General features: G+C 65.2%; 20 protein-coding genes and 1 pseudogene. 17 read left to right on the top strand and 4 right to left on the bottom strand.

Annotation, left to right across the window (positions count from 1 at the left end; genetic code table 11):
* The first annotated feature begins 56 nt into the window (after positions 1-56).
* The 8 genes from prmA (at position 57) to ACOKS3_RS03035 (ending at position 10,531) form a co-directional block, all read left to right on the top strand.
* Entirely contained in the window at positions 57-935 is an 879-nt protein-coding gene (gene prmA / locus ACOKS3_RS03070) for a 50S ribosomal protein L11 methyltransferase (RefSeq protein WP_103445832.1), read from the top strand.
* A 42-nt stretch (positions 936-977) separates the two neighbouring features.
* On the top strand, positions 978-2,294 hold the full coding sequence (locus ACOKS3_RS03065) for a DUF3426 domain-containing protein (RefSeq protein WP_422764384.1): 1,317 nt from the start codon (positions 978-980) through the stop codon (positions 2,292-2,294).
* A gap of 176 nt (positions 2,295-2,470) precedes the next feature.
* A complete protein-coding gene (gene dusB / locus ACOKS3_RS03060; RefSeq protein ID WP_103445834.1) occupies positions 2,471-3,484 on the top strand; it encodes a tRNA dihydrouridine synthase DusB in 1,014 nt (337 codons plus the stop codon).
* Positions 3,481-3,801: a DNA-binding transcriptional regulator Fis gene (gene fis / locus ACOKS3_RS03055; RefSeq protein ID WP_008093076.1), complete on the top strand. Its 321-nt coding sequence runs from the start codon at positions 3,481-3,483 to the stop codon at positions 3,799-3,801. The genes dusB and fis overlap by 4 nt, the downstream gene beginning before the upstream one ends.
* Before the next feature lie 80 nt (positions 3,802-3,881).
* Positions 3,882-5,489 (top strand): bifunctional phosphoribosylaminoimidazolecarboxamide formyltransferase/IMP cyclohydrolase, encoded by a 1,608-nt coding sequence (purH, locus tag ACOKS3_RS03050; protein WP_103445835.1) that lies wholly within the window; start codon positions 3,882-3,884, stop codon positions 5,487-5,489.
* A 182-nt stretch (positions 5,490-5,671) separates the two neighbouring features.
* A complete protein-coding gene (purD, locus tag ACOKS3_RS03045) occupies positions 5,672-6,967 on the top strand; it encodes a phosphoribosylamine--glycine ligase (RefSeq protein WP_422764383.1) in 1,296 nt (431 codons plus the stop codon).
* Between the two features lie 144 nt (positions 6,968-7,111).
* The gene (locus ACOKS3_RS03040) at positions 7,112-9,883 is read left to right on the top strand and encodes a hybrid sensor histidine kinase/response regulator (RefSeq protein ID WP_103445837.1); all 2,772 of its coding nucleotides are present in this window, start codon (positions 7,112-7,114) and stop codon (positions 9,881-9,883) included.
* A 51-nt stretch (positions 9,884-9,934) separates the two neighbouring features.
* Complete coding sequence (locus ACOKS3_RS03035; protein ID WP_103445838.1) at positions 9,935-10,531, top strand: MarC family protein; 597 nt, start codon at positions 9,935-9,937, stop codon at positions 10,529-10,531.
* 9 nt (positions 10,532-10,540) lie between these two features.
* Here the strand turns inward: ACOKS3_RS03035 and cobJ are convergent, their stop codons facing one another.
* Genes cobJ through cobG form a run of 4 tightly spaced genes read right to left on the bottom strand, consistent with a single transcriptional unit; the run spans position 10,541 to position 14,913 of the window.
* Positions 10,541-12,247, bottom strand: coding sequence for a precorrin-3B C(17)-methyltransferase (gene cobJ, locus ACOKS3_RS03030; protein ID WP_103445839.1), 1,707 nt, complete (start codon positions 12,245-12,247; stop codon positions 10,541-10,543).
* Positions 12,235-12,963: a precorrin-2 C(20)-methyltransferase gene (locus tag ACOKS3_RS03025; RefSeq protein WP_103445840.1), complete on the bottom strand. Its 729-nt coding sequence runs from the start codon at positions 12,961-12,963 to the stop codon at positions 12,235-12,237. The genes cobJ and ACOKS3_RS03025 overlap by 13 nt, the downstream gene beginning before the upstream one ends.
* The gene (locus ACOKS3_RS03020; protein WP_103445841.1) at positions 12,963-13,589 is read right to left on the bottom strand and encodes a precorrin-8X methylmutase; all 627 of its coding nucleotides are present in this window, start codon (positions 13,587-13,589) and stop codon (positions 12,963-12,965) included. The genes ACOKS3_RS03025 and ACOKS3_RS03020 overlap by 1 nt, the downstream gene beginning before the upstream one ends.
* On the bottom strand, positions 13,582-14,913 hold the full coding sequence (cobG, locus tag ACOKS3_RS03015; protein ID WP_422764382.1) for a precorrin-3B synthase: 1,332 nt from the start codon (positions 14,911-14,913) through the stop codon (positions 13,582-13,584). Before cobG ends, ACOKS3_RS03020 begins: the two co-directional genes overlap by 8 nt.
* 144 nt (positions 14,914-15,057) lie before the next feature.
* On the opposite strand from cobG, the gene cbiE reads away from it, so the two are divergent.
* The 9 genes and pseudogenes from cbiE to ACOKS3_RS02970 all read left to right on the top strand — a co-directional run bounded on the left by cbiE (position 15,058) and on the right by ACOKS3_RS02970 (position 22,587).
* Positions 15,058-16,269, top strand: coding sequence for a precorrin-6y C5,15-methyltransferase (decarboxylating) subunit CbiE (gene cbiE / locus ACOKS3_RS03010; protein ID WP_103445843.1), 1,212 nt, complete (start codon positions 15,058-15,060; stop codon positions 16,267-16,269).
* A complete protein-coding gene (locus tag ACOKS3_RS03005) occupies positions 16,262-17,356 on the top strand; it encodes a cobalt-precorrin-5B (C(1))-methyltransferase (protein ID WP_422764381.1) in 1,095 nt (364 codons plus the stop codon). Before cbiE ends, ACOKS3_RS03005 begins: the two co-directional genes overlap by 8 nt.
* Positions 17,353-18,087: a cobalt-precorrin-6A reductase gene (locus tag ACOKS3_RS03000; protein WP_422764380.1), complete on the top strand. Its 735-nt coding sequence runs from the start codon at positions 17,353-17,355 to the stop codon at positions 18,085-18,087. The genes ACOKS3_RS03005 and ACOKS3_RS03000 overlap by 4 nt, the downstream gene beginning before the upstream one ends.
* Positions 18,088-18,149: 62 nt before the next feature.
* The gene (locus ACOKS3_RS02995; RefSeq protein ID WP_422764379.1) at positions 18,150-18,587 is read left to right on the top strand and encodes an NfeD family protein; all 438 of its coding nucleotides are present in this window, start codon (positions 18,150-18,152) and stop codon (positions 18,585-18,587) included.
* Positions 18,588-18,614: 27 nt separating this feature from the next.
* Positions 18,615-18,945, top strand: a pseudogene (locus tag ACOKS3_RS02990) (hypothetical protein).
* Positions 18,946-19,066: 121 nt separating this feature from the next.
* Positions 19,067-19,456, top strand: a complete 390-nt coding sequence (locus tag ACOKS3_RS02985) for a DUF2946 domain-containing protein (RefSeq protein WP_103445847.1) — start codon at positions 19,067-19,069, stop codon at positions 19,454-19,456.
* A 46-nt stretch (positions 19,457-19,502) separates the two neighbouring features.
* On the top strand, positions 19,503-19,988 hold the full coding sequence (locus ACOKS3_RS02980; RefSeq protein WP_103445848.1) for a copper chaperone PCu(A)C: 486 nt from the start codon (positions 19,503-19,505) through the stop codon (positions 19,986-19,988).
* Between the two features lie 25 nt (positions 19,989-20,013).
* Entirely contained in the window at positions 20,014-20,463 is a 450-nt protein-coding gene (locus ACOKS3_RS02975; protein WP_422764378.1) for a DUF2946 domain-containing protein, read from the top strand.
* A gap of 66 nt (positions 20,464-20,529) precedes the next feature.
* Positions 20,530-22,587, top strand: coding sequence for a TonB-dependent copper receptor (locus tag ACOKS3_RS02970; RefSeq protein ID WP_422764377.1), 2,058 nt, complete (start codon positions 20,530-20,532; stop codon positions 22,585-22,587).
* The last annotated feature ends 48 nt before the right edge of the window (positions 22,588-22,635 follow it).

Below are 22,635 nucleotides of genomic sequence, written 5' to 3'. Positions count from 1 at the left end.
TGCCAGGCTTCTCGCAGCCTCGGGCTGCCCCTGTCGATTTACCAAAGGTGCCCGCCATGCCTTGGCTGCAAGTACGCCTGGCCATCAGCCCGGAACAAGCCGAAACCTACGAAGACGCCCTGCTCGAAGTCGGCGCCGTATCGGTCACGTTCATGGACGCCGAAGACCAGCCGATCTTCGAACCCGACCTCAACACCACCCCGCTGTGGTCGCACACCCACCTGCTGGCCCTGTTCGAAGCCGACGCCGAGCCTGAAGCGGTATTCGCCCACCTGCAGCTGCTGACCGGCGCCGAACTGCCCGAGCACCAGGCCGAAGTGATCGAGGACCAGGACTGGGAACGCAGCTGGATGGACGGTTTCCAGCCGATGCGCTTTGGCCAGCGCCTGTGGATCGTGCCGAGCTGGCACGAGGCCCCGGAAAAGGACGCGGTCAACCTGCTGCTCGACCCGGGCCTGGCGTTCGGCACCGGCACCCACCCGACCACCGCACTGTGCCTGGAATGGCTCGACGGCCAGCAACTGCAAGGCACCCAGGTGCTGGACTTCGGCTGCGGCTCGGGCATCCTTGCCATCGCCGCCCTGCTGCTGGGCGCGCGTGAGGCCGTCGGTACCGACATCGACGTGCAGGCCATCGAAGCCTCCCGTGACAACGCCCAGCGCAACGGCATCGCCGACGAAAAGCTGGCGTTGTACCTGCCCGAGCACATGCCGGCCATGCAGGCCGACGTGCTGGTCGCCAACATTCTCGCCGGCCCGCTGGTGTCGCTGGCACCGCAGCTGTCCGGCCTGGTCCGCCCAGGTGGGCTGCTGGCCCTGTCGGGCATCCTCGCCGAACAGGGTGAGGAAGTGGCTGCCGCCTACGCTGCCGACTTCGATCTGGACCCGATCGTCGTACGCGACGGCTGGGTACGCATCAGTGGTCGGCGCCGCTAAGCGGGCCTAGAATAATTCTCTGCACAGCTCCCGGATCGCCGCATGACCGACAGTTTCGTCACCCAGTGCCCGCATTGCCAGACCAGCTTTCGCGTCACCCATCACCAGTTGAGCGTGGCTCGCGGCGTCGTGCGCTGCGGTCACTGCCTGCAGGTGTTCAATGCGGCCAAGCAGTTGCTGGAGCAGAACCGTGCCACGGCCGGTGTTGCCCCCGAGGTGCCACTACCCGCCGTGGTCGAACCGGTTGCCGCGCCTGAACCGGTCGCCAGCGAGCCGCCGCCGGTCGAGAAAGAGGACTGGGCCATTACCGCCCAGGCCCTGGATGAACTCGACCTGGACCAGGAGCTCGCCCGCCTCGAACGCCGTGGCGAACCTGCCGAACCCGGCCCGGATACCAAGGCCGGTGCCCTGCAGGCCCGTCGCGACGAACCGGCTACCGACGAGCACGATGATGAACTGTTCGGCACCGCGACCGACGACCGCCATGAACCGCTCGCTGCACATGACCCGGCGCCGATGCTGCTGGACGAGCAGCCCCTGGAGCGGGAGCCGGGCGATCGCACCGAGCCGACCCTCGGTGGCAACCTGGACCTGGACCTCGACGACGAACCGCCGGCGCAACGCGCTGACGAGCCAGAGCCCACGCAGCGGCTCGATGAGCACGATGACGACGTCATTCACGAAAAGGGCCTGAGCGCCCGTGACGACGACACCGACCTCCATTTGTCAGCCCGCGATGACGACCCGCTGGAGCCGCTGCCCGGCGAACGCCTGGAGCCCGGCTTCACCGCCAAGCCTGAGCGCCCGTCACGCAAGGAACCGCTGGTCGACGTGGTCGACGACCCGCTGCAGCTGGGCTGGGAGAAACCCCGGCCAAACTGGGGCAAGCGCCTGCTGTGGAGCTTCCTGACCCTGCTGGCCGCTGGCCTGCTGGCATTCCAGTACGTGTGGTTCCACTTCGACGAATTGGCCCGCCAGGACCAGTACCGGCCGACCTTCCAGCAACTGTGCCCGATGCTCGGCTGCCAGGTGCCGACCCGCGTCGATATCGGCCGGATCAAGAGCAGCAACCTGGTGGTACGCAGCCACCCGGACTTCAAGGGCGCGCTGATCGTCGATGCGATCATCTACAACCGCGCACCGTTCGCCCAGCCGTTCCCGCTGCTGGAGCTGCGTTTCGCCGACCTCAACGGCCAGCTGATCGCCAGCCGTCGGTTCAAGCCCAGCGAGTACCTGTCGGGTGAATTGGCCGGGCGCGGCGAAATGCCCAGCCAGACCCCGATCCACATCGCCCTGGATATTCTCGACCCAGGCCCCAAGGCCGTGAACTACAGCCTCAGCTTCCGCTCCCCGGAGTGACGAGCCAAGGCTGGCTGCCGGTTTGTCGGCGCCAGCACGCAGTCGCAAACCCTCGGGCATAAGGCCGCAGCTGTTCAGAATTTATCCAAATCCATCTTTATCCGGTCACCGAGAGCGGGTATCATGCCAACCCTTTTTCGGACTCCCATGATTCGGCCCCACAACAGGGAACACCTATGTCGGCGGTACGCATCGGCCCATACACACTACGCAACAACCTGATCCTCGCGCCCATGGCCGGGGTCACGGACCAGCCTTTCCGTACACTTTGCAAGCGCCTGGGCGCCGGCATGGTGGTGTCGGAGATGGTCAGCAGCGACATGAGCCTGTGGAACAGCCGCAAGTCCAGCCTGCGCCGCATCCATGAAGGTGATCCTGAGCCACGCTCGGTACAGATCGCCGGTGGCGATGCGCAGATGATGGCGGCGGCGGCCCGGGCCAATGTCGAGGCAGGCGCCCAGATCATCGATATCAACATGGGCTGCCCGGCAAAAAAAGTCTGCAACAAAGCTGCAGGCTCTGCTTTATTGAGAGATGAAGCTCTGGTCACCGAAATCCTCCACGCCGTGGTCGGCGCGGTGGACGTACCGGTGACGCTGAAAATCCGCACCGGATGGGACCGGGCGAACAAGAACGGCCTGAACGTGGCGAAGATCGCCGAACAGGCCGGTATCCAGGCGCTGGCGGTTCATGGCCGCACACGCGCCGACCTGTACACCGGCGAAGCCGAATACGACACCATCGCTGCCATCAAGCGGGCGGTGTCGATCCCGGTTTTCGCCAATGGCGATATCACTTCGCCAGAAAAGGCCCGGGCGGTGCTGGATGCCACCGGGGTCGACGGCTTGCTGATTGGCCGGGCTGCCCAAGGGCGGCCATGGATCTTTCGCGAGATCGAACATTTTTTGGGGACTGGCCAGCATTTGCCGGCCCCGCAGTTGGACGAAGTGGAACGCATCCTGCTGGAACACCTGGCCGCGCTGCATGCCTTCTATGGCGATGTGATGGGCGTACGTATCGCCCGCAAGCACGTGGGCTGGTACCTGGCAACACGACCCGGCGGCAAGGAGTTTCGCTCCCGGTTCAATGCTTTGGAAGACACACAAGCGCAGTGCGCCAACGTTCGCGCGTATTTCAGCGAACGTCGACAGAGCCTTGAGACAGAGGACGGACAAGGGGTGGCCGCATGACGATGATGACCGAGACATTAGTGAGTGGAACAACGCCCGTGAGCGACAACGCCAACCTCAAACAGCACCTCAACACGCCAAGCGAAGAGGGTCAGACCCTTCGTGACAGCGTCGAGAAGGCGCTGCACAACTACTTCGCACACCTGGAAGGCGCGACCGTCACCGACGTGTACAACCTGGTGCTCTCCGAAGTAGAGGCGCCCCTGCTCGAAAGCGTGATGAACTACGTGAAGGGCAACCAGACCAAGGCCAGCGAGATGCTCGGGCTCAACCGTGGCACCCTGCGCAAGAAGCTCAAGCAGTACGACTTGCTGTAAGCCAGAATCCCAATCAGAAAAGGCGGCCTCTGCGAAGAGACGCCTTTTTTGCTGACTCCACCGCGTTATTGGAACCCGAAATGACCGACCAGACTACCCGCCTGCCAGTCCGCCGCGCCCTGATCAGCGTCTCCGACAAGACCGGTATCCTCGAATTCGCCCGTGAGCTGCAACAGCTTGGTGTCGAGATCCTGTCCACCGGCGGCACCTACAAGCTGCTCAAGGACAACGGTGTGAACGCGGTGGAAGTGGCCGACTACACTGGCTTCGCCGAAATGATGGATGGCCGGGTCAAGACCCTGCACCCGAAGATCCACGGTGGCATCCTCGGCCGCCGCGGCACCGACGATGCCATCATGAACGAGCACGGCATCAAGCCGATCGACCTGGTTGCAGTCAACCTGTACCCGTTCGAAGCCACCATTTCCAAGCCTGGCTGTGACCTGCCGACCGCCATCGAGAACATCGACATCGGTGGCCCGACCATGGTCCGTTCGGCGGCCAAGAACCACAAGGATGTCGCCATCGTGGTCAACGCCAGCGACTACGCCGGCGTGCTGGAAGGCCTCAAGGCCGGCGGCCTGACCTACGCCCAGCGCTTCGACCTGATGCTCAAGGCGTTCGAGCACACTGCCGCCTACGACGGCATGATCGCCAACTACATGGGCACCATCGACCAGGCCAAAGAGACCCTGAGCACCGAAGCGCGCAGCGAGTTCCCGCGTACCTTCAACAGCCAGTTCGTCAAGGCCCAGGAAATGCGCTACGGCGAGAACCCGCACCAGAGCGCGGCGTTCTACGTTGAAGCCAAGAAAGGCGAAGCCAGCATCTCCACTGCCGTGCAGCTGCAGGGCAAGGAACTGTCGTTCAACAACGTGGCTGACACCGACGCCGCGCTGGAATGCGTAAAGAGCTTCGTCAAGCCGGCCTGCGTCATCGTCAAGCACGCCAACCCGTGCGGCGTGGCTGTTGTACCTGAAGACGAAGGCGGCATCCGCAAGGCCTACGACCTGGCCTACGCCACCGACACCGAGTCGGCGTTCGGCGGCATCATCGCCTTCAACCGCGAGCTGGACGGCGAAACCGCCCAGGCCATCGTCGACCGTCAGTTCGTCGAAGTGATCATCGCGCCGAAAATCTCCCAGGCTGCCCGCGACGTGGTAGCGGCCAAGCAGAACGTACGTCTGCTGGAATGCGGCGAGTGGCCAGCTGAGCGCGCTGCCGGTTGGGATTTCAAGCGCGTCAACGGTGGCCTGCTGGTGCAGAGCCGCGATATCGGCATGATCACCGCCGATGACCTGAAGATCGTCACCAAGCGTGCACCGACCGAGCAAGAGATCCACGACCTGGTCTTTGCCTGGAAAGTGGCCAAGTTCGTCAAGTCCAATGCCATCGTCTACGCCAAGCAACGCCAGACCATCGGTGTCGGCGCCGGCCAGATGAGCCGCGTCAACTCCGCGCGCATCGCCGCCATCAAGGCCGAGCATGCCGGCCTGCAGGTGCAGGGTGCGGTCATGGCATCGGACGCGTTCTTCCCGTTCCGTGATGGCATCGACAATGCGGCTAAAGTGGGTATCAGCGCCGTGATCCAGCCGGGTGGTTCGATGCGTGATGCTGAAGTCATCGCTGCTGCCGACGAGGCAGGCATCGCGATGGTCTTCACCGGTATGCGCCACTTCCGCCACTGATTTACGGCAATCGGCCGCACTGAAGCAGGCATCTGCTGCGTTGGGGCCGGTTCCGCTGATGCTCATTGCCAGAAGGCAACTCCGCTCATCGGAACCGGCCCCGCCTTGCATCTACCTGCTTCATTGCGACCTCGTACAGCGAGAGGCCATGCCTCTCGTTCGACAGATTTCGAGGTTTTGACATGAAAGTTTTGATCATCGGCAGCGGCGGCCGTGAGCACGCCCTGGCCTGGAAAGTCGCCCAGGACCCACGCGTCGAGAAGGTCTTCGTTGCCCCGGGCAACGCCGGCACCGCCATCGAGCCAAAATGCGAGAACGTCGCCATCGACGTGTGCGCGCTGCAGCAACTGGCTGACTTCGCCGAAAAGAACGTCGACCTGACCATCGTCGGCCCGGAAGCGCCGCTGGTGATCGGCGTGGTCGACCTGTTCCGCAGCCGTGGCCTGGACTGCTTTGGCCCGACCAAGGGCGCGGCCCAGCTGGAAGGCTCCAAGGCCTTCACCAAGGACTTCCTGGCGCGCCACAAGATCCCGACCGCCGACTACCAGAACTTCACCGAGATCGAGCCGGCCCTGGCCTACCTGCAGGAAAAAGGCGCACCGATCGTGATCAAGGCCGACGGCCTGGCCGCGGGCAAGGGCGTGATCGTCGCCATGACCCTGGAAGAAGCAGAAGCCGCCGTGCGTGACATGCTGGCCGGCAACGCCTTTGGCGAAGCGGGTTCGCGTGTGGTCATCGAAGAGTTCCTCGACGGCGAGGAAGCCAGCTTCATCGTCATGGTCGACGGCCACAACGTGCTGCCAATGGCCACCAGCCAGGACCACAAGCGCGTCGGCGACCAGGACACCGGCCCGAACACCGGCGGCATGGGCGCCTACTCCCCTGCCCCGGTGGTTACCCCGGACGTACACCAGCGCGTGATGGATCAGGTGATCTGGCCGACCGTGCGCGGCATGGCCGAGGAAGGTAACGTCTACACTGGCTTCCTGTATGCCGGCCTGATGATCGACAAGGCGGGCAACCCCAAGGTCATCGAGTTCAACTGCCGCTTCGGCGACCCTGAGACCCAGCCCGTCATGCTGCGCCTGGAGTCGAGCCTGGTGCTGCTGGTCGAAGCCGCCTTCGCCAAGGCGCTGGACAAGGTCGAAGCACAGTGGGACCCGCGCCCGAGCCTGGGTGTGGTGCTGGCTGCCGGCGGTTACCCGGGCGACTACGCCAAGGGCGACGTGATCAACGGCCTGGATGCCGCGGCCAAGATCGAAGGCAAGGTGTTCCATGCCGGTACTTCGCTGAAAGACGGCCAGGTCGTCACCAACGGCGGCCGTGTGCTCTGCGCCACCGCCATGGGTGCCAGCGTTGCCGATGCCCAGCAGCAGGCCTACCGCCTGGCCAAGGAAGTGAGCTGGAACGGCAGCTTCTACCGCACCGACATCGGCTACCGGGCCATCGCCCGCGAGCGCGGTGAACACCAGCAGTAAGTTGTACCGGGTTGCCGCAGCGCACCACAGCACCTTGCGCCTGCGGTATCCGGCTCGTCGACAGGGCCCCGAGGGGCCTTGCCTTCGACTTGGCGCGCCGCGCATAGTTAGTATCTGGCACATCGGCTAGGAAGGGATCTCGTAGTGCGTCGGCTTCGGATTGCCACAGCTCTGATCGTCAGCTTGCTGACCCTGTTCTGCCTGCTGCCGGCTTCGGCCGAACAGGGCGGAGGCTGGTCGGTTCTGCTCGATGAACAGGCCAACCTGCAATTGAGCGACGTGCGCTCCGATCGCTATCGCAGCCAGTTCAGCCCGACCACCCTTGGCGAGCTCGATGCGGCACCGGCCGAGCAGGCCCTGTGGTTGCACTATCGCCTGGAACCGGGTGACCAGGAGCAGCTGCTGCGCATTTTCGCCCCCGACCTGTCCCGCCTCGATCTGTACGCCCTTGATGGCGACAGGCTGCTGCGCCAGTTGCACCATGGCCGCCAGGCCGGCAATGGCAGCCCGACCCTGCGTGGCAGCGACCACGTATTATCCTTGCCCAACAGCCAGCACTCGCTGGACATCTACCTGCGCCTGGTCTCGGAGCACCAACTGCGCCCGGCGATAAGCCTGGAGCCTGCAGCGGTAGCTGCCTCCGACCATAGCCAACCGTTGCTGTTCGGCATGCTGTTCGGCGGCCTGGTGATGCTCATCCTGCACAACCTGATCCGCTTCCTCTACACCCGTTCAAGCACCACGCTGTATCTCGCCCTGTACCACGGGCTGATGATGCTCAGCGGCCTGATCCTGCTCAACCTCAGCGGCCCGTGGTGGCACCTGTGGCACAGCGCGCAAACCCCCGCCGCCTACCTGACCCTGGTGCTGGCCGGGCTGTCAGGGCTGTATTTCACCCAACATTTCTTCGCCCCCCGCAACTCACCGCGGCTTAATCGCCTGCTGCAGGGCGAAATGCTGGTCGCTGCGGTCAGCGGCCTGATCCTGCTGTTCATCGACACCTTGCCGCTCAACCTGATGACCTATGCCCTTTTGGCCATCGGCAGTGTGACCATGCTGCTGGCCAGCAGCTACCACTGGTACAGGGGCTATGCACCCGCACGCCTGTTCAGCATCGCCATGCTGGTGTTCAACCTTGGCGGCCTGGTACTGCTGCCGGCCCTGCTCGGACTGACCCGCACCTCGACACCCTGGCTGCTGTGCATCCTCCTGGGCATGACGGTGGTCAGCGGCCTGCTGCTGAACCTGGCCGTCAGCGAGCGCCTGCGGCGCATCAGCGAAGAACGCTTCAGTGCCAGCCGTGCACTGGCAGCCAGCGATGCCGAGATCAACGCGAAGGCAGAGTTCCTGGCCAAGATCAGCCACGAAATCCGTACCCCCATGAATGGTGTGCTGGGCATGACCGAGCTGTTGCTCGGCACGCCGCTGTCGGTCAAGCAGCGCGACTATGTGCAGACCATCCACAGCGCCGGCAACGAGCTGCTGACGCTGATCAACGAGATTCTCGACATTTCCAAGTTGGAGTCGCGGCAGATCGAACTGGATGACGTGCAGTTCGACCTGAACGCCCTGATCGAAGACTGCCTGAACATTTTCCGCGCCAAGGCCGAGCAGCAGAACATCGAGCTGATCAGCTTCACCCAGCCGCAGGTGCCGCGGGTCATCAGTGGTGATCCGACACGCCTGCGCCAGGCGCTGTCGAGCCTGCTGGAAAATGCCCTGAAGAACACTTCCCAGGGCGAGATCCTGCTGGTGGTGGCGCTGGACCAACGCGGCGAGATTCCGCGCCTGCGCATTGCCGTGCAGGACAGTGGCGAGCCGCTGCCTGCTGCCGAGCGCGAGGCCTTGCTGCAGGCCGAACTGCACAGCCACCACTTCCTCTCCAGCAACAAGCTCGGCGGCCACCTGGGGCTGGTCATTGCCAAGCAGCTGATCGGCCTGATGCAAGGCGAGTTCGGCATCAAGAGCAGCACCAGCATGGGCAACACCCTGTGGCTGACCTTGCCGCTCGACCCGTCACGCCTGGAGCAGCCACCGGCCGACCTGGACGGCCCGTTGCGCGACGCCCGGGTCCTGGTGGTGGATGACAACGACACCTGCCGCAAGGTACTGGTGCAGCAATGCAGCGCCTGGGGCATGAATGTCAGCGCGGTGCCGTCCGGCAAGGAAGCGCTGGCCCTGCTGCGAACCAAGGCGCACCTGCGCGACTACTTCGACGCCGTATTGCTGGACCAGAACATGCCAGGCATGACCGGCATGCAGCTGGCGGCCAAGATCAAGGAAGACCCGAGCCTGAACCACGACATCCTGGTGGTGATGCTCACTGGCATCAGCAACGCGCCCAGCAAGGTCATCGCGCGCAATGCCGGGGTCAAGCGCATCCTTGCCAAACCGGTTGCCGGCTATACGCTCAAGACCACCCTGGCCGAAGAACTGGCCCAGCGCGGCCACGAGCAGGCCGTGCCGGCTACGCTACCCGGCGCGCAAGGCACCCTTGAGCTGCCGAGCGACTTCCGTGTGCTGGTGGCCGAAGACAACAGCATCTCGACCAAAGTCATCCGCGGCATGCTCGGCAAGCTCAACCTGGAGCCCGACACCGCCAGCAACGGCGAGGAGGCCTTGCAGGCGATGAAGGCACAGCGTTACGACCTGGTGCTGATGGACTGCGAAATGCCGGTGTTGGATGGTTTTTCCGCGACCCAGCAGCTGCGCGCCTGGGAAACCACCAACCAGCGCCAGCGCACCCCGGTGGTGGCGCTGACCGCGCATATACTGGCAGAGCACAAGGAACGCGCACGGCTGGCCGGCATGGACGGGCACATGGCCAAGCCGGTCGAACTGTCGCAATTGCGCGAGTTGATCCAGTACTGGGCCAATCAGCGCGAAGCCAAAGCTGACCCAGTACAGACTTCTTGACCCAACCGAACGCACGCCTACACACCACGCTTCTCACTCAAGGACCATCCCATGCTCCACGAGTTGTTCAGTGTCTACCTGAAGATGCTGGTGCTCTATAGCCCGTTCTTCGTGCTGTCGTGCTTCATCAGTTTGACCCGTGGCCACTCCAGCAAAGAGCGCAAGCAACTGGCCTGGAAGGTCGCCTTTGCCGCGCTGGTGGCCAGCGTGCTGCTGTACCTGTTCGGCAGGGTGATCTTCGGTATTTTCGGCATCACCGCCGACGCCTTCCGCATCGGTGCCGGCAGCGTGCTGTTCATTTCGGCGTTGAGCATGGCCCAGGGTAAACCGGCTGTGCAGGCCGACAACGTGCAGCAGGACGTGACCATCGTGCCGCTGACCATCCCGCTCACTGTCGGCCCCGGCACCATCGGTGCACTGCTGGTGATGGGCGTGGGCCAACCGCACTGGGACGACAAGCTGCTGGCCATCGTCAGCATCGCCCTGGCCAGCTTCACCGTAGGCCTGGTGCTGTACCTGTCGCACGGCATCGAAAAACTGCTCGGGGACCAGGGCCTGCAGATCGTCAGCCGCTTGATGGGGCTGTTCGTCTGCGCCCTGGCGGCGCAGATCATCTTCACCGGGATCAAGGGCTACTTGCTCGGTTAGCCCTCGGACTCAGGGCGCGACCGGGTACCAGCGCGGGGTGTAGACCCACTGCCCACCCTCGACGCGAGCAAAGGTGCAGGTGGTCGACGAACCCACCAGCACCATCGTGCGCATGTCGACCATCTCGGGCGTCAGCTCGGCCAGCGTCACCACCCTCAGGGTCTGCCCTGGCCTGCCGATATCACGGCCCAGCACCACAGGCGTCTGCCCGTCGCGGTGCCGGCGCACAACCTCCAGCGCAACACCGAGTTGATGCGGTCTGGATTTGGAGATCGGGTTGTAGAAGGCCAGCACCAGATCCGCCTGGGAAGCCAGGTCCAGGCGTTTTTCGATGATCGACCAGGGCTTGAGGTTATCCGACAGCGACATCACGCAGAAGTCGTGCCCCAATGGCGCGCCGGCTTGTGCGGCGGTTGCCAGCGAAGCCGATACGCCTGGCAGGATCTCCAGGTCCACCCGATGCCAGGCGGGGTCCGTGGAGGCATGCAGGGCTTCCAGCACCGCGGCGGCCATGGCGAACACACCCGGGTCACCCGAGGACACCACCACCACCGAACGCCCCTGGGTCGCCAGCTCGAAGGCATGCCGGGCACGCTGCATCTCTTCACGGTTATCGGTGCAGTGCTGCACCTGATCGTCACGGAACGGCCCAGCCATGCGCACGTAGGTCTCGTAGCCGAGGATGTCCTCGGCACGCGCCAGTTCGGCTTTTACCGCCGGCACCATCAGCTCGGCCGCACCAGGGCCCAGGCCGATCACCGCCAGGCGACCACGCTTGCGACCCAGGCGCGCCGTGTCGACCGGCAGTGGGGCCGATGCGATCACCAGGCCCGACTGTTCGATAAGACGAGCCTCGGGCAACGCCTCGGCCGCCATGCTGGCCAACGTGCCGTTCATTGCCGCGAAGCGCAGCACGACACCCAGTTCTGCCGCGGCCTCGTGCAAGGATGGCTCGGCCATCGCCTGCTCGGCGACCAGCAGGCAAGCCAGGGAGGGCTCGGCAATGCCGGCCTCACGCAAGGCGCCGCGCACTTGCTCGGCCAGACCAGGCCCGCCTGCAGCGAGCGCCACCACCACGGAGCGTGGGTGGATCAGCAGTTCGTCACGGCTGGCCACGCGCGCATCACAACCAACATGGATGGTGCGCCGGGCCGTGTCACTGGCGGGCAACTGCGCCTGCGCAAGCCAGGGTGCGTCCCCCTCGACACGTACGCTTTCGCCGGCCAGCAGGTCGGAGACAAAGCGCTTACCCTGTTCGAGGTCTGCCAGGGCATAGCCCTCGGGCGGGTTGAGCAGGCAAGTGCCGAAGCGTAGTTCGCCACTGGTGGTGATTGCAGCCGCCACACCCAGAGCCTCGCCGAGCTCACGTGCCATGCCATTGACCCCGCTCAGGCCACCCAGCAATGGCACCACTGCACTACCGTCCTCGGCCACGGCTAACACTGGCGGTTCCGCACCTTTCTCATCGAGCAGGCTGGCCAGGCTGCGGATGACGATGCCGGCGGCGCACAGGGCGATGATCGGGACGGCCTGCTGGTACAGCACGCGCAAGGTATCGCCGAAGCCGTCGTAATACTGATCGGCACCCTCGACCCGGCCACGCAAACCGTGGATGGTCGCCTGTGGATAACGTTGCTGGATGCGCTGCGCCGTAGCCAGGCTGCCGCCGCCCAGAATGACGATGGCAGGCGCCTGTTGCCTGTTCAGCCCTGCCATTTTTCCCCCGGCACGATGATCAGCGAGAAGTACGGTGAGGACTGCGGGTCCACGTTATCCAGTGGCACGATCTTCTGGTTGGCCATGGTCGCCCGCTCGACATACAGCGCACGCCCGTCCAGGCCCAGTTCGCCCAGCACCTGGCGCACCTTGGGGAAGTTGCGGCCAAGCTTCATGATCACCGCCGCATCGGCATCTGCCAGCCGGCGCTTGAGCTCTTCGGCGGGCAGTACGCCCGACAGTACCGACAGGCTCTGGTTGCGATACACCAGTGGCGCGCCCAGTACCGACGCGCCACCGAGCATCGAACAGACGCCCGGGACCACTTCGGCCTCATGCTGCCGGGCCAGGCGGTCATGCAGGTACATGTAAGAGCCGTAGAAGAACGGGTCACCTTCGCAGATCACGGCCACATCGCGACCGGCATCCAGGTGCTCGGCCACCTGTACGGCCGCTTCATCGTAGAAATCGCTGATCACTTGTTCGTAGGACAGCGGCGCGGGCAGTGCCTCAGTAGTCACCGGGTATACCAAAGGCAGCAAGGTCTGCTCGGCTTGCAGGTGTGCCTCAATGATGCCGAAGGCGTTGCCGCGTTTGCCCTTGGCCACGAAATACGCCACCACTGGCGCCTCGCGCAGCAGCCGCAGTGCCTTGACGGTGATCAGTTCAGGGTCGCCGGGGCCTACGCCCAGGCCCAGCAGTCGTCCGCGCACCATCACTCCACCTCCGTGGCCAGGGCGTTGACCGCAGCAGCGGCCATCGCGCTACCGCCCAGGCGGCCCTGCATGATCACGAACGGCACGCCACGGCTGTCGGCGGCAAGCATTGCCTTGGACTCGGCAGCGCCGACGAAGCCAACCGGGAAGCCAAGGATCAAGGCGGGCTTTGGCGCCCCGGCATCGATCATCTCCAGCAGGTAGAACAGCGCAGTCGGGGCATTGCCGATCACCACCACGCTGCCTTCCAGGTGCGGACGCCACAGCTCCAGGGCCACGGCGGAACGGGTGTTGCCGGCATCCTTGGCCAGGCCTGGCACGCTCGGGTCGCGCAGGGTGCAGATCACCGGATTGTTGGCGGGCAGGCGCGCGCGGGTGATGCCTTCGGCAACCATGTGCGCGTCGCAGAGGATCGGCGCGCCGTTGGCCAGGGCTTCACGACCGGCGCGGCCGGCCCCTTCGGAGAACTGCAGGCCGTCGATGGCGTCGACCATACCGCAGGCATGGATCACGCGCACGGCGAGCTTTTCCAGGTCTGCGGGGATCCGCTCGAGCCGGGCTTCCTCACGGATGATCCGGAAGGAATTGCGATAGATCTCCTGACCATCGCGGATGTAATCAATCATCAAGGTGCTCCGTCGGCAGGGCGAGCATGGCGCCTGCTTCATTCAAGGTAAGGTCGGAGGCGCGCAGGGCACCCAGGCCCGGCAGGTGCGCGTCACGCAAATAGAGGTCATAGCGGCCCGGTGAACGGGCCAGCAAGGTGGCCGGGGCGACATGGGCCACGGCACAGGAACGGGGGCAGCCGGACAAATGCACGCTGCCGGGCACGCCACTGCCCAGCAGCGCCGCCAGCTCGACTGCATCGGCCTTGGTGTCGGCCTGGGCCTTGGCGCAGCCACTGCTGCCGGTGCAGGCAACCACGCGCGCCAGGGGCTCATCGGCCTGGCAGAGCAGGCCCAGTGCCGACAGCTCGACGCGGGCCTGACCGAGGTCGGATGCGGCGATGTTGGTCAGCATCAGGCTTTGCCACGGGGTCAGGCGCAGGCTGCCATCCCCCCATTGGCGGGCCACCCGGGCAGCGCCACGCAACATGGCCGGTGACAGGCGGCCCAGCGGCGGCGCGACGCCCAATGCCATGCCCTTGTGCTGCGCCACGGCACCCAGCCACGGGCGTTGCGCGCCTTCACGCCGCCACCCAAGCACGGCCGCATCGCGGCGGAGTTGCAAGCCGAGACCGTCGATGAAGACATCGACCTGGCAACCTTCCAGCAACTGGCGCATGCGCGACTGCTCCGGGCTGGCCAGATCGAGGAATCGATCGAGCATCGCGCGCACCAGCGCCAGCCCCTGCTCCAGCGGCACCGCGCCCAGGACCTGGCCATCGGCCGGGCAGCTGGCCAGGCCAAATGCCAGCCAGTCGCGCTGCTCCAGGCGCAGTGCCGAGAGCCACAGGTCGTGAGGGTGATCGAGCATCGCCACGCCTTCACCCCCATCGAGCTGCACGGCGAACTTGGCCGACAACTGATGGAAGCGCGGCGTACCTTGCAGCAGGTCGAGGATCTGCCCGGCCAGGGGGCGTACATCCAGCAGCATCGACGGGTCATGACCAGCCAGCGGACTGAGCATCAGGTTGCGCACGTCATCGCTGGCCGCGTCACGCGGACCGAGGCCGGCGGCCAGCAGGCTTTCGACCAACCCGGCATGATCGCTGCCGATACCGCGGATCTGCAGATTGCCGCGGTTGGTGGCCTCGATCACCCCGCCCGCAAAATGCTCGGCTGCCGCCGACACCGCCTCGGCCTGGTCGGCCAGCAGCAGGCCGCCGGGCAGCTTGATGCGGCAGATGCCACCGTCACGGGCGCTGACGATGCGCCACAACCCCGGGCAAGCCGAGGGACGGGGTGATACTACGAGGGTGTTGGATGGCGTCAAAGGGGCGTCCGGCAATCGCTGAAAATGCGCTTGAGTGTAGAAGGCGCGGTATTATGCCTGCTTTGTCCGACGGCATGAAAAGCCGGTGGTCGAGCGTCAACAGCGATTGAGCAAAAATTATGGGGGCGCTGGGCAGCCCCAGACCCCGAAGAGGTATCAATGACCCCCTGGCTGACAGTAGTAGGCATCGGCGAAGACGGCTTCAGCGGCCTGGGCAAGCAGGCCCGGCGCGCCCTGCTGGGCGCCACGCGGATCATCGGCAGCCCTCGCCAATTGGCCCTGCTGCCGCGTTGCATCAGCGCCGCGCGGCAAGACTGGCCAACGCCATTCTCCCTCGCCCCGGTACTGGCACTGCGCGGTGAGCCGACCTGCGTACTGGCCAGCGGCGACCCGATGTTCTTTGGCGTCGGCGCCAGCCTGGCGCGGCAGGTGGCGGCCAAAGAAATGCAGGTGCTGTCGATGCCCTCCTCTTGCGCCCTGGCCGCCGCCCGCCTGGGCTGGCCACTGCAGGACGTGCAGGTGGTATCGGTGGTCGCACGCCCCTTGGCGGCGCTCAATGCCCACCTGTACAGCGGCCAGCGCCTGCTGGTGCTGAGCAATGACGGCGATAGCCCTGCAGCCATCGCTGCACTGCTGCGCGAGCGCGGCTTTGGGCCCAGCCGCCTGCACGTGCTGGAGCACCTCGGGGGTGCGGCCGAGCAGCACCTCTGCGGCACAGCCAATGACTGGCCGCACAGCCAACGCGCCGCCCTCAACCTGGTCGCCATCGAATGCCTTGCCAGCCCGGATGCCGTGCGCCTGCCGCGAGTGCCCGGGCTGCCAGACAGCGCCTTCCGCCATGACGGCCAGCTGACCAAGCGCGACGTGCGCGCCATCACCCTGGCGCGCCTGGCGCCACAACCCGGTGAGTTGCTGTGGGATGTCGGCGCCGGTTGCGGCTCGATCGGCATCGAATGGATGCGCGCTCATCCGGCCTGCCGCACCCTGGCTATCGAAGCCGACGAGGGTCGGCAGGGCTTCATCGAATACAACCGCGATGCCCTCGGCGTACCGGGCCTTCTGCTGGTTCGCGGCAAGGCACCCGACGCCCTGGCCGAACTGGAACGCCCAGATGCCATTTTCATTGGTGGCGGTGTCACTCGCGAAGGTGTGTTGCCGCTGTGCTGGGAACGCTTGCGCCCCGGTGGGCGGCTGGTGGCCAATGCGGTGACCCTGCAAAGCGAACTGGCCTTGGCGCACTTCCGTGAACAGCACGGTGGCGAGCTGACCCGAATCCACGTAGCTCAGGCTCAGCCGTTGGGTGCCTTCGACACTTGGCGCCAGGCGTTGCCGATCACCTTGCTCGACGTGGTGAAACCCCTCGATGCGTGAAGAAACCCGCGAGCAACCCGCGCCCCTGCGCAGCGGCCTGACCACCGGTAGCTGCGCCACCGCCACCAGCCTTGCCGCTGCCAAGTTGCTGTTGACCGGCCAGTGCGACGACGCGGTGAACATCACCCTGCCCAAGGGCAAGGTGGTGCAGATGCGCCTGGAATTCTGCCGCCTGGTCGGCGAGCGCGCCGAAGCAGGCACGCTAAAAGATGCCGGCGACGATCCTGACGTCACCCACGGCGCTCTGCTCTACAGCCAGATCCGCCTGCAGGCCCAACCTGGCATACGCTTCGTCGCGGGCTCTGGCGTCGGTACCGTCACCCGCCCCGGCCTGGTGCTGGCAGTGGGTGAACCGGCGATCAATCCGGTGCCACGGCGGATGATCAGCGAGCACCTGCAGCAGTTGGCCGACGACTGCGGCTATCCGGGCGGCTTCGAGGTCACGGTCAATGTGCAAGGCGGTGAGGCGCTGGCACTGAAGACCATGAACCCGCGCCTGGGCATCCTCGGCGGGCTGTCGATCCTCGGCACCAGCGGCATCGTCCGGCCGTTTTCCTGCTCGGCGTACATCGCCTCGATCCACCAGGGCATCGACGTCGCCCACACCAACGGCTACACCCATATCGCTGCCTGCACCGGCAACGCCAGCGAAGACACCATGCGCCGGGTCTACAACCTGCCCGAGATCGCCCTGATCGAAATGGGCGACTTCGTCGGCGCAGTGCTCAAGCACGTGCGCAAAGTGCCGGTGCCACGCCTGACCCTGTGCGGCGGTTTCGGCAAGATCAGCAAGCTGGCTGCCGGCCACATGGACCTGCACAGCCGCCACTCGAGCATCGACCTGCCACAGTTGGCCGGCTGGGCAGCGGACATCGGCGCCGACGCCGAGCTGCAAACGGCCATCATTGCCGCCAACACCAGCCAGCAGGCCCTGGCCCTGGCGCACGCCGCAGGCATCGCCCTGGGCGATGCGGTATGCGCCCATGCCCTGGCCTTCGCCCGCAGCGTGGTACCGGCTCAGGTACAGGTCGAAGTGTTCGCCATCGACCGCCAGGGCGGCATCGTCGGCAAGGCAGGTGTGCAATGAGCCACCGTATCCTGCTGCTCGGCGGCGTCACCGAAGCCTTGGCCATCGCCCGCCAGCTCGGCCCCGAGCACGTCTACAGCCTGGCCGGTATCGGCCGCGTGCCGCAGGACCTCACGTGCCAGGTACGGGTCGGTGGCTATGGTGGCGCCGAGGGCCTGGCAGCCTACCTGCGTGAAGCTGGCATCAGCCTGCTGATCGACGCCACCCACCCCTATGCCGCGCAGATCAGCCGTAATGCTGCCAGCGCCGCACAGGCTGCCGGCATCCCCTGCTGGGCCCTGCGTCGCCCGGCCTGGCAGGCGCAGCCGGGGGACGACTGGCGCGAGGTGGACGACTGGGCTGGCCTGATCGAAGCACTCAAGCCGTTCAAGCGACCACTGTTCACGCTCGGCCGCGAGCCACTGCAGCATCTTGAGGAGATTCCGCCGGAGCAGTTCTGGACCTTGCGAGCGCTGGAAGCCTGCGCGGGCAATGAGCGCTGTGAGGTCATCGGCGCACGTGGGCCGTTTCAGATCGAAGACGAGCGAGCATTGTTCGAGCGGCGCCGCATCGACGTGCTGGTGAGCAAGAACAGCGGCAGTGTGGCGACCGAACCAAAACTCGACGTGGCACGGGAACGCGGGGTGCCAGTGCTGATACTGAAGCGCCCTGTGTTACCTGTGGTGGATCGGGAGTTCACATCCTCAGCTCAATTGACTACAGCACTTTCAGACTTTTCCGTCCGCCCATGAAGTGGCCCAGTCCCGCTCCACTGCCTTAAACTTCGGCCTCCCCTCCGGAAGGCGTTGTTCATATGGAAATGCAATGGTGGATCTGGCTGGTCTTCGGTATCGGCCTGATCCTGCTCGAACTGGTCCTGCCGACGTTCTTCATCATCTGGTTCGGCATCGGTGCCGTGCTGGTTTCGCTCATCGCCCTGGCCGCCCCCGCCGTGCAACTGGATATGCAGGTGCTGCTGTGGGTGCTGTTCTCCTCGGTGACCACGTTCCTCTGGTTCAAGCTGTTCAAGCGCAAGCAACCGGACGTGCGCTGGACCGCCGACAGCGTAATCGGTGAAGTCGGGCTGCTGACCAGCAGCGTCTCACTATTCCAGAAAGGCCGCGTGCGCTTCCACAAGCCGCTGCTGGGCAACGAGGAATGGACCTGCGTCGCCGACGGCGACATCCCGGCAGGCGAGCGTGTGCGCCTCGTCGCCATCGAAGGCAATACCGCCCGGGTCGTCCGGGCCTGAATTGGCATTTGAAACGAAGTTTGCATCATGACCAGTCTCGTCGTCGTCGGCGCCCTCGCTCTGTTCGTCCTGATCACCGTGTTCAAGGGGGGGCGCATCGTGCCCCAGGGCGAGGAATGGATCGTCGAGCGCCTGGGCCCACAACACCCTCAAGCCAGGCCTGAACATCGTCATCCCGTACATGGACGTGGTCGCCTATCGCCTGCCGAACGAAACCGTACCAGCCATGTACCTGCTGGGTGAGCGTTATGTGGGGGCCATGGAGAACCTCGCCAGCAGCAACAATGCCAAGGGTGTGGTGCTGCCAGCGGACCTGCAGGAGACCGTGCGTGGGCTGATAGGGCGCAACAAGGCCTGAGCTTGCCGGGGGCTGCTGTGCAGCCCCAATGCCTGGCGCCTGCGTCACTTCACCGCACCCCAGCATTTTTACCTATACTCCGCCTTACAATACCGCCCACGATTCCTGACCGGATCTCTCCATGCCCCCACGTCGGCACATTGCCTGGATAGCCTGCCTAGCAGTGCTGTTCAACCTGCTGGCCATGCCGCTGTCTTCAGCCGCGCCCAAAGGCCCGGCTGAGCAGCTGCTGTGGGGGGCTTTCTGTTCCAGCGTGGCTGGCAAGGCCAAGGTCGATGTCCAGGCCCTGGCCAAGATCGACCTCGGTACCCAAAGCGATCAGCATTCCAACATGCAGCACTGCTGGTGCTGTTCGGGCGCTGCACCACTGCTGGCCCTGCCGGGTTATCCGCCGCAATTGCACAACCCGCCGACGCTGTTGGCCGGGCGCGAGCCGCCACCCGCCAGTTACCAACCCACGCCGCGCCAGCTATGGCCCGCGCTCAATCCCCGTGCCTCTCCGCTGGCCTGAGTTCATCACGCTGTCTGCCTGAACCTGAACAGATCGGAGATTCACCATGCTCAAGCAAGCTCTTGTACTGGCCGCCCTGCTGCTGCCCGGCGCCTATGCCCACGCCCATGAATACACCGTGGGCGACCTGCACATCGCTCACCCGTGGTCGCTGCAACTACCGCCCAACGCCCCCAACGTCGCCGCCTATTTCGTCGTGCACAACAACGGCAAGGCCGATGACCGCCTGCTCAGCGTCGACAGCCCGATCAGCGATGACGCACAGCTGCATGAGCACGCCATGAGCGCCAGCGGCGCGATGAAGATGCAGCAGGTGCAAAGCGTGACGGTGCCCGCCGGCAAAGACCTGGTGTTCGCCCCCAGCGCTTACCACGTGATGCTGATGCAGCCCAAGGACCGCAGCCTGCTTACCGACGGCAAGCGCTTCCCGCTGACCCTGCACTTCGAAAAGGCCGGAGACATCACTGTCGACGTGGCCGTACAGAAGCAGGCACCGGAGGACCAGCCCCAGGCTCACGAACACGCACACTGACGCTAGCTGACAGGCGCTCGCCAACATGAGCCTGCCGCGCAACAGCCTCAGCCGTACCACCCGCCCTGAACGCAGGCGCGTCGGTGGCGGCTGGCTGAGCCTGTTCGCCATGTGGATGATCTTCATCGGCCCGCTGGTTTCCCAGTCGATGCCGATGGACCACCACGCTGGCATGAACATGCCGATGGACATGTCGATGTCCATGCCTGCGGGCAGCGATACCCATCAGGCCCATGGCAGTGATGCCCATCACGGTCACGGCAACGATGGCCAGTTGCATGTGATGTGGGAAAAGTGCGGCTACTGCAGCCTGCTGTTCAACTGCCCGGCCCTGCCACAAACCCTCAGCCCACTCAGCGTCGCCAGCACAGCTCCCCCCACCCTCATCCCGGCACCTACGCGCCAGGGTCACGCCCGGCAGGCCGTGTTCCCCGGTGCGCGCAGCCGCGCGCCGCCCCTTTCGATCAGCGTCTGACACCACCGCTATCGCACGGAGCCAGGAGGCTTCGCGCACACTCATGACTGATCGACTGGAATCACTATGTCCGGCTGCACCCCTGTTTTAGCTTCTTCCCTGCGAGGGACATTCGCCGCACTGTGCGGCTCGCTGCTCGCGCCCATGGCCCTGGCTGCCGAACCTGGCCATGAAGGCCCTGAGGCCGAGCTGAGCCCAACGGTGATCACCGCGCTTGCGCCGAGTTCGCCGCTGACCGTGGTCACCAACCCCAAGGACCCGCGCCAACCGGTGCCGGCCAGCGATGGGGCCGACTACCTGAAGACCATCCCTGGCTTTTCCGCCATCCGCGCCGGTGGCACCAATGGCGACCCGGTGCTGCGCGGCATGTTCGGCTCGCGCCTGAACATTCTCACCAACGGCGGCGTGATGCTCGGCGCCTGCCCCAACCGCATGGATGCCCCGACCTCCTACATCGCACCGGAAACCTACGACCGCCTGACCGTGATCAAAGGCCCGCAAAGCGTGATCTGGGGGCCAGGCGGCTCGGCGGGCACCATCCTCTTCGAACGGGAGCCGGAAAAGTTCGGCACCCTCGGCAGCCGGGTCAACGCGAGCCTGCTGGCCGGCTCCAACGGCCGCTTCGACAAGGTGCTCGATGCTGCGGCCGGCAACAGCCAGGGCTATGCGCGCTTCGTCGGCAACCAGTCGCACTCGGACGATTACGAGGATGGCAACGGCGACACCGTGCCTTCGCGCTGGGAAAAGTGGAATGGCGACGTGGCCCTGGGCTGGACCCCCGACCAGGACACGCTGCTCGAACTTACCGCAGGCAAGGGTGACGGCGAGGCACGCTACGCCGGCCGTGGCATGGACGGCTCGCAGTTCAAGCGCGAGAGCCTGGGCCTGCGCTTTGAAAAGTCCAGCCTCGGCGAGGTGCTCGACAAGGTCGAAGCGCAGGTCTACTACAACTACGCCGACCACGTGATGGACAACTACAGCCTGCGCACGCCATCAGGCTCCGGCATGATGGGCATGCCCATGGTCAGCAACGTCGACCGCCGCACGCTGGGCGCTCGCCTCAAGGCCACCTGGCGCTGGGCCGATGTGCAGCTGATTAGCGGCATCGACGCCCAGACCAACGAACACCGCCAGCGCGGTGGCATGGGCGTCGATGCACACAAGGGCCAGCCTTGGACCAAGGATGCCGACTTCCACAACTATGGTGCTTTCGGCGAGCTCACCTGGTACGCCACCGGCGAAGACCGGCTGATCACCGGTGCCCGCCTGGACCGCGCCTCGGCCCGGGACTTCCGCCAGGGCAGTGCCACTCAAGGCGACACCCGCGCCGACACGCTGCCCAGCGGCTTCGTGCGTTACGAGCATGACCTGGCGGCGATCCCCGCCACCACCTACCTCGGCCTCGGCCACGCCGAGCGCTTCCCGGACTACTGGGAGCTGTTCTCGCCCAAGCTGGCACCACCCGGCGCGGCCAACGCTTTCGACGGCATCAAGCCGGAGAAAACCACCCAACTCGACTTCGGCATCCAGTACCGCGACGAGCGCCTGGAGGCCTGGGCCTCGGGCTATATCGGGCAGATCCGTGACTACATCCTGTTCGACTACCGCACCTCAATGATGGGCATGAGCACCTCCCAGGCACAGAACATCGACGCCCGCATCATGGGCGGCGAACTGGGTGCGGCCTACAAGCTCACCGAGCGCTGGAAGGCCGATGCCACCCTGGCCTACGCCTGGGGCAAGAACAGCAGCGACGGCAAGGCACTGCCACAGATGCCGCCGCTGGAAAGCCGCCTGGGCCTGACCTACAGCCGCGACAGCTGGAGCGCCGGTGCCCTGTGGCGCCTGGTGGCGGAGCAGAACCGCATCGCCGAGAACCAGGGCAACGTGGTCGGCAAGGACTACGACAAGAGCGCCGGTTTCGGCGTGTTCTCGCTCAACGGCGCCTACAAGGTGAACCACAACCTCAAGCTCAGCGCAGGGGTCGACAACCTGTTCGACAAAGCCTACGCCGAGCACCTGAACCTGGCCGGGAATGCCGGGTTCGGCTACCCGGCCAATGACCCACAGCCGGTGAACGAGCCAGGCAGGACCTTCTGGACCAAGGTCGATTTCAGCTTCTGACAACAACAACGGGCGCGGCTTCGGGCGCGCCCATCAGCTGGTCAAACA

It is taken from the genome of Pseudomonas sp. HS6-2 (assembly GCF_049325675.2).
GTDB lineage: Bacteria > Pseudomonadota > Gammaproteobacteria > Pseudomonadales > Pseudomonadaceae > Aquipseudomonas > Aquipseudomonas putida_N.
Note: the sequence above shows the minus strand (reverse complement) of the source record. Positions and strands in the feature narration are given on the sequence as shown.

Bases quoted from the DNA above. Each gene is read 5' to 3' on its own strand.
- prmA (WP_103445832.1), top strand. From the start codon at position 57: ATGCCTTGGCTGCAAGTACGCCTGGCCATCAGCCCGGAACAAGCCGAA.
- ACOKS3_RS03065 (WP_422764384.1), top strand. From the start codon at position 978: ATGACCGACAGTTTCGTCACCCAGTGCCCGCATTGCCAGACCAGCTTT.
- dusB (WP_103445834.1), top strand. From the start codon at position 2,471: ATGTCGGCGGTACGCATCGGCCCATACACACTACGCAACAACCTGATC.
- fis (WP_008093076.1), top strand. From the start codon at position 3,481: ATGACGATGATGACCGAGACATTAGTGAGTGGAACAACGCCCGTGAGC.
- purH (WP_103445835.1), top strand. From the start codon at position 3,882: ATGACCGACCAGACTACCCGCCTGCCAGTCCGCCGCGCCCTGATCAGC.
- purD (WP_422764383.1), top strand. From the start codon at position 5,672: ATGAAAGTTTTGATCATCGGCAGCGGCGGCCGTGAGCACGCCCTGGCC.
- ACOKS3_RS03035 (WP_103445838.1), top strand. From the start codon at position 9,935: ATGCTCCACGAGTTGTTCAGTGTCTACCTGAAGATGCTGGTGCTCTAT.
- cobJ (WP_103445839.1), bottom strand. From the start codon at position 12,247: ATGGCAGGGCTGAACAGGCAACAGGCGCCTGCCATCGTCATTCTGGGC.
- ACOKS3_RS03025 (WP_103445840.1), bottom strand. From the start codon at position 12,963: ATGGTGCGCGGACGACTGCTGGGCCTGGGCGTAGGCCCCGGCGACCCT.
- ACOKS3_RS03020 (WP_103445841.1), bottom strand. From the start codon at position 13,589: ATGATTGATTACATCCGCGATGGTCAGGAGATCTATCGCAATTCCTTC.
- cbiE (WP_103445843.1), top strand. From the start codon at position 15,058: ATGACCCCCTGGCTGACAGTAGTAGGCATCGGCGAAGACGGCTTCAGC.
- ACOKS3_RS03005 (WP_422764381.1), top strand. From the start codon at position 16,262: ATGCGTGAAGAAACCCGCGAGCAACCCGCGCCCCTGCGCAGCGGCCTG.
- ACOKS3_RS03000 (WP_422764380.1), top strand. From the start codon at position 17,353: ATGAGCCACCGTATCCTGCTGCTCGGCGGCGTCACCGAAGCCTTGGCC.
- ACOKS3_RS02995 (WP_422764379.1), top strand. From the start codon at position 18,150: ATGGAAATGCAATGGTGGATCTGGCTGGTCTTCGGTATCGGCCTGATC.
- ACOKS3_RS02985 (WP_103445847.1), top strand. From the start codon at position 19,067: ATGCCCCCACGTCGGCACATTGCCTGGATAGCCTGCCTAGCAGTGCTG.
- ACOKS3_RS02980 (WP_103445848.1), top strand. From the start codon at position 19,503: ATGCTCAAGCAAGCTCTTGTACTGGCCGCCCTGCTGCTGCCCGGCGCC.
- ACOKS3_RS02975 (WP_422764378.1), top strand. From the start codon at position 20,014: ATGAGCCTGCCGCGCAACAGCCTCAGCCGTACCACCCGCCCTGAACGC.
- ACOKS3_RS02970 (WP_422764377.1), top strand. From the start codon at position 20,530: ATGTCCGGCTGCACCCCTGTTTTAGCTTCTTCCCTGCGAGGGACATTC.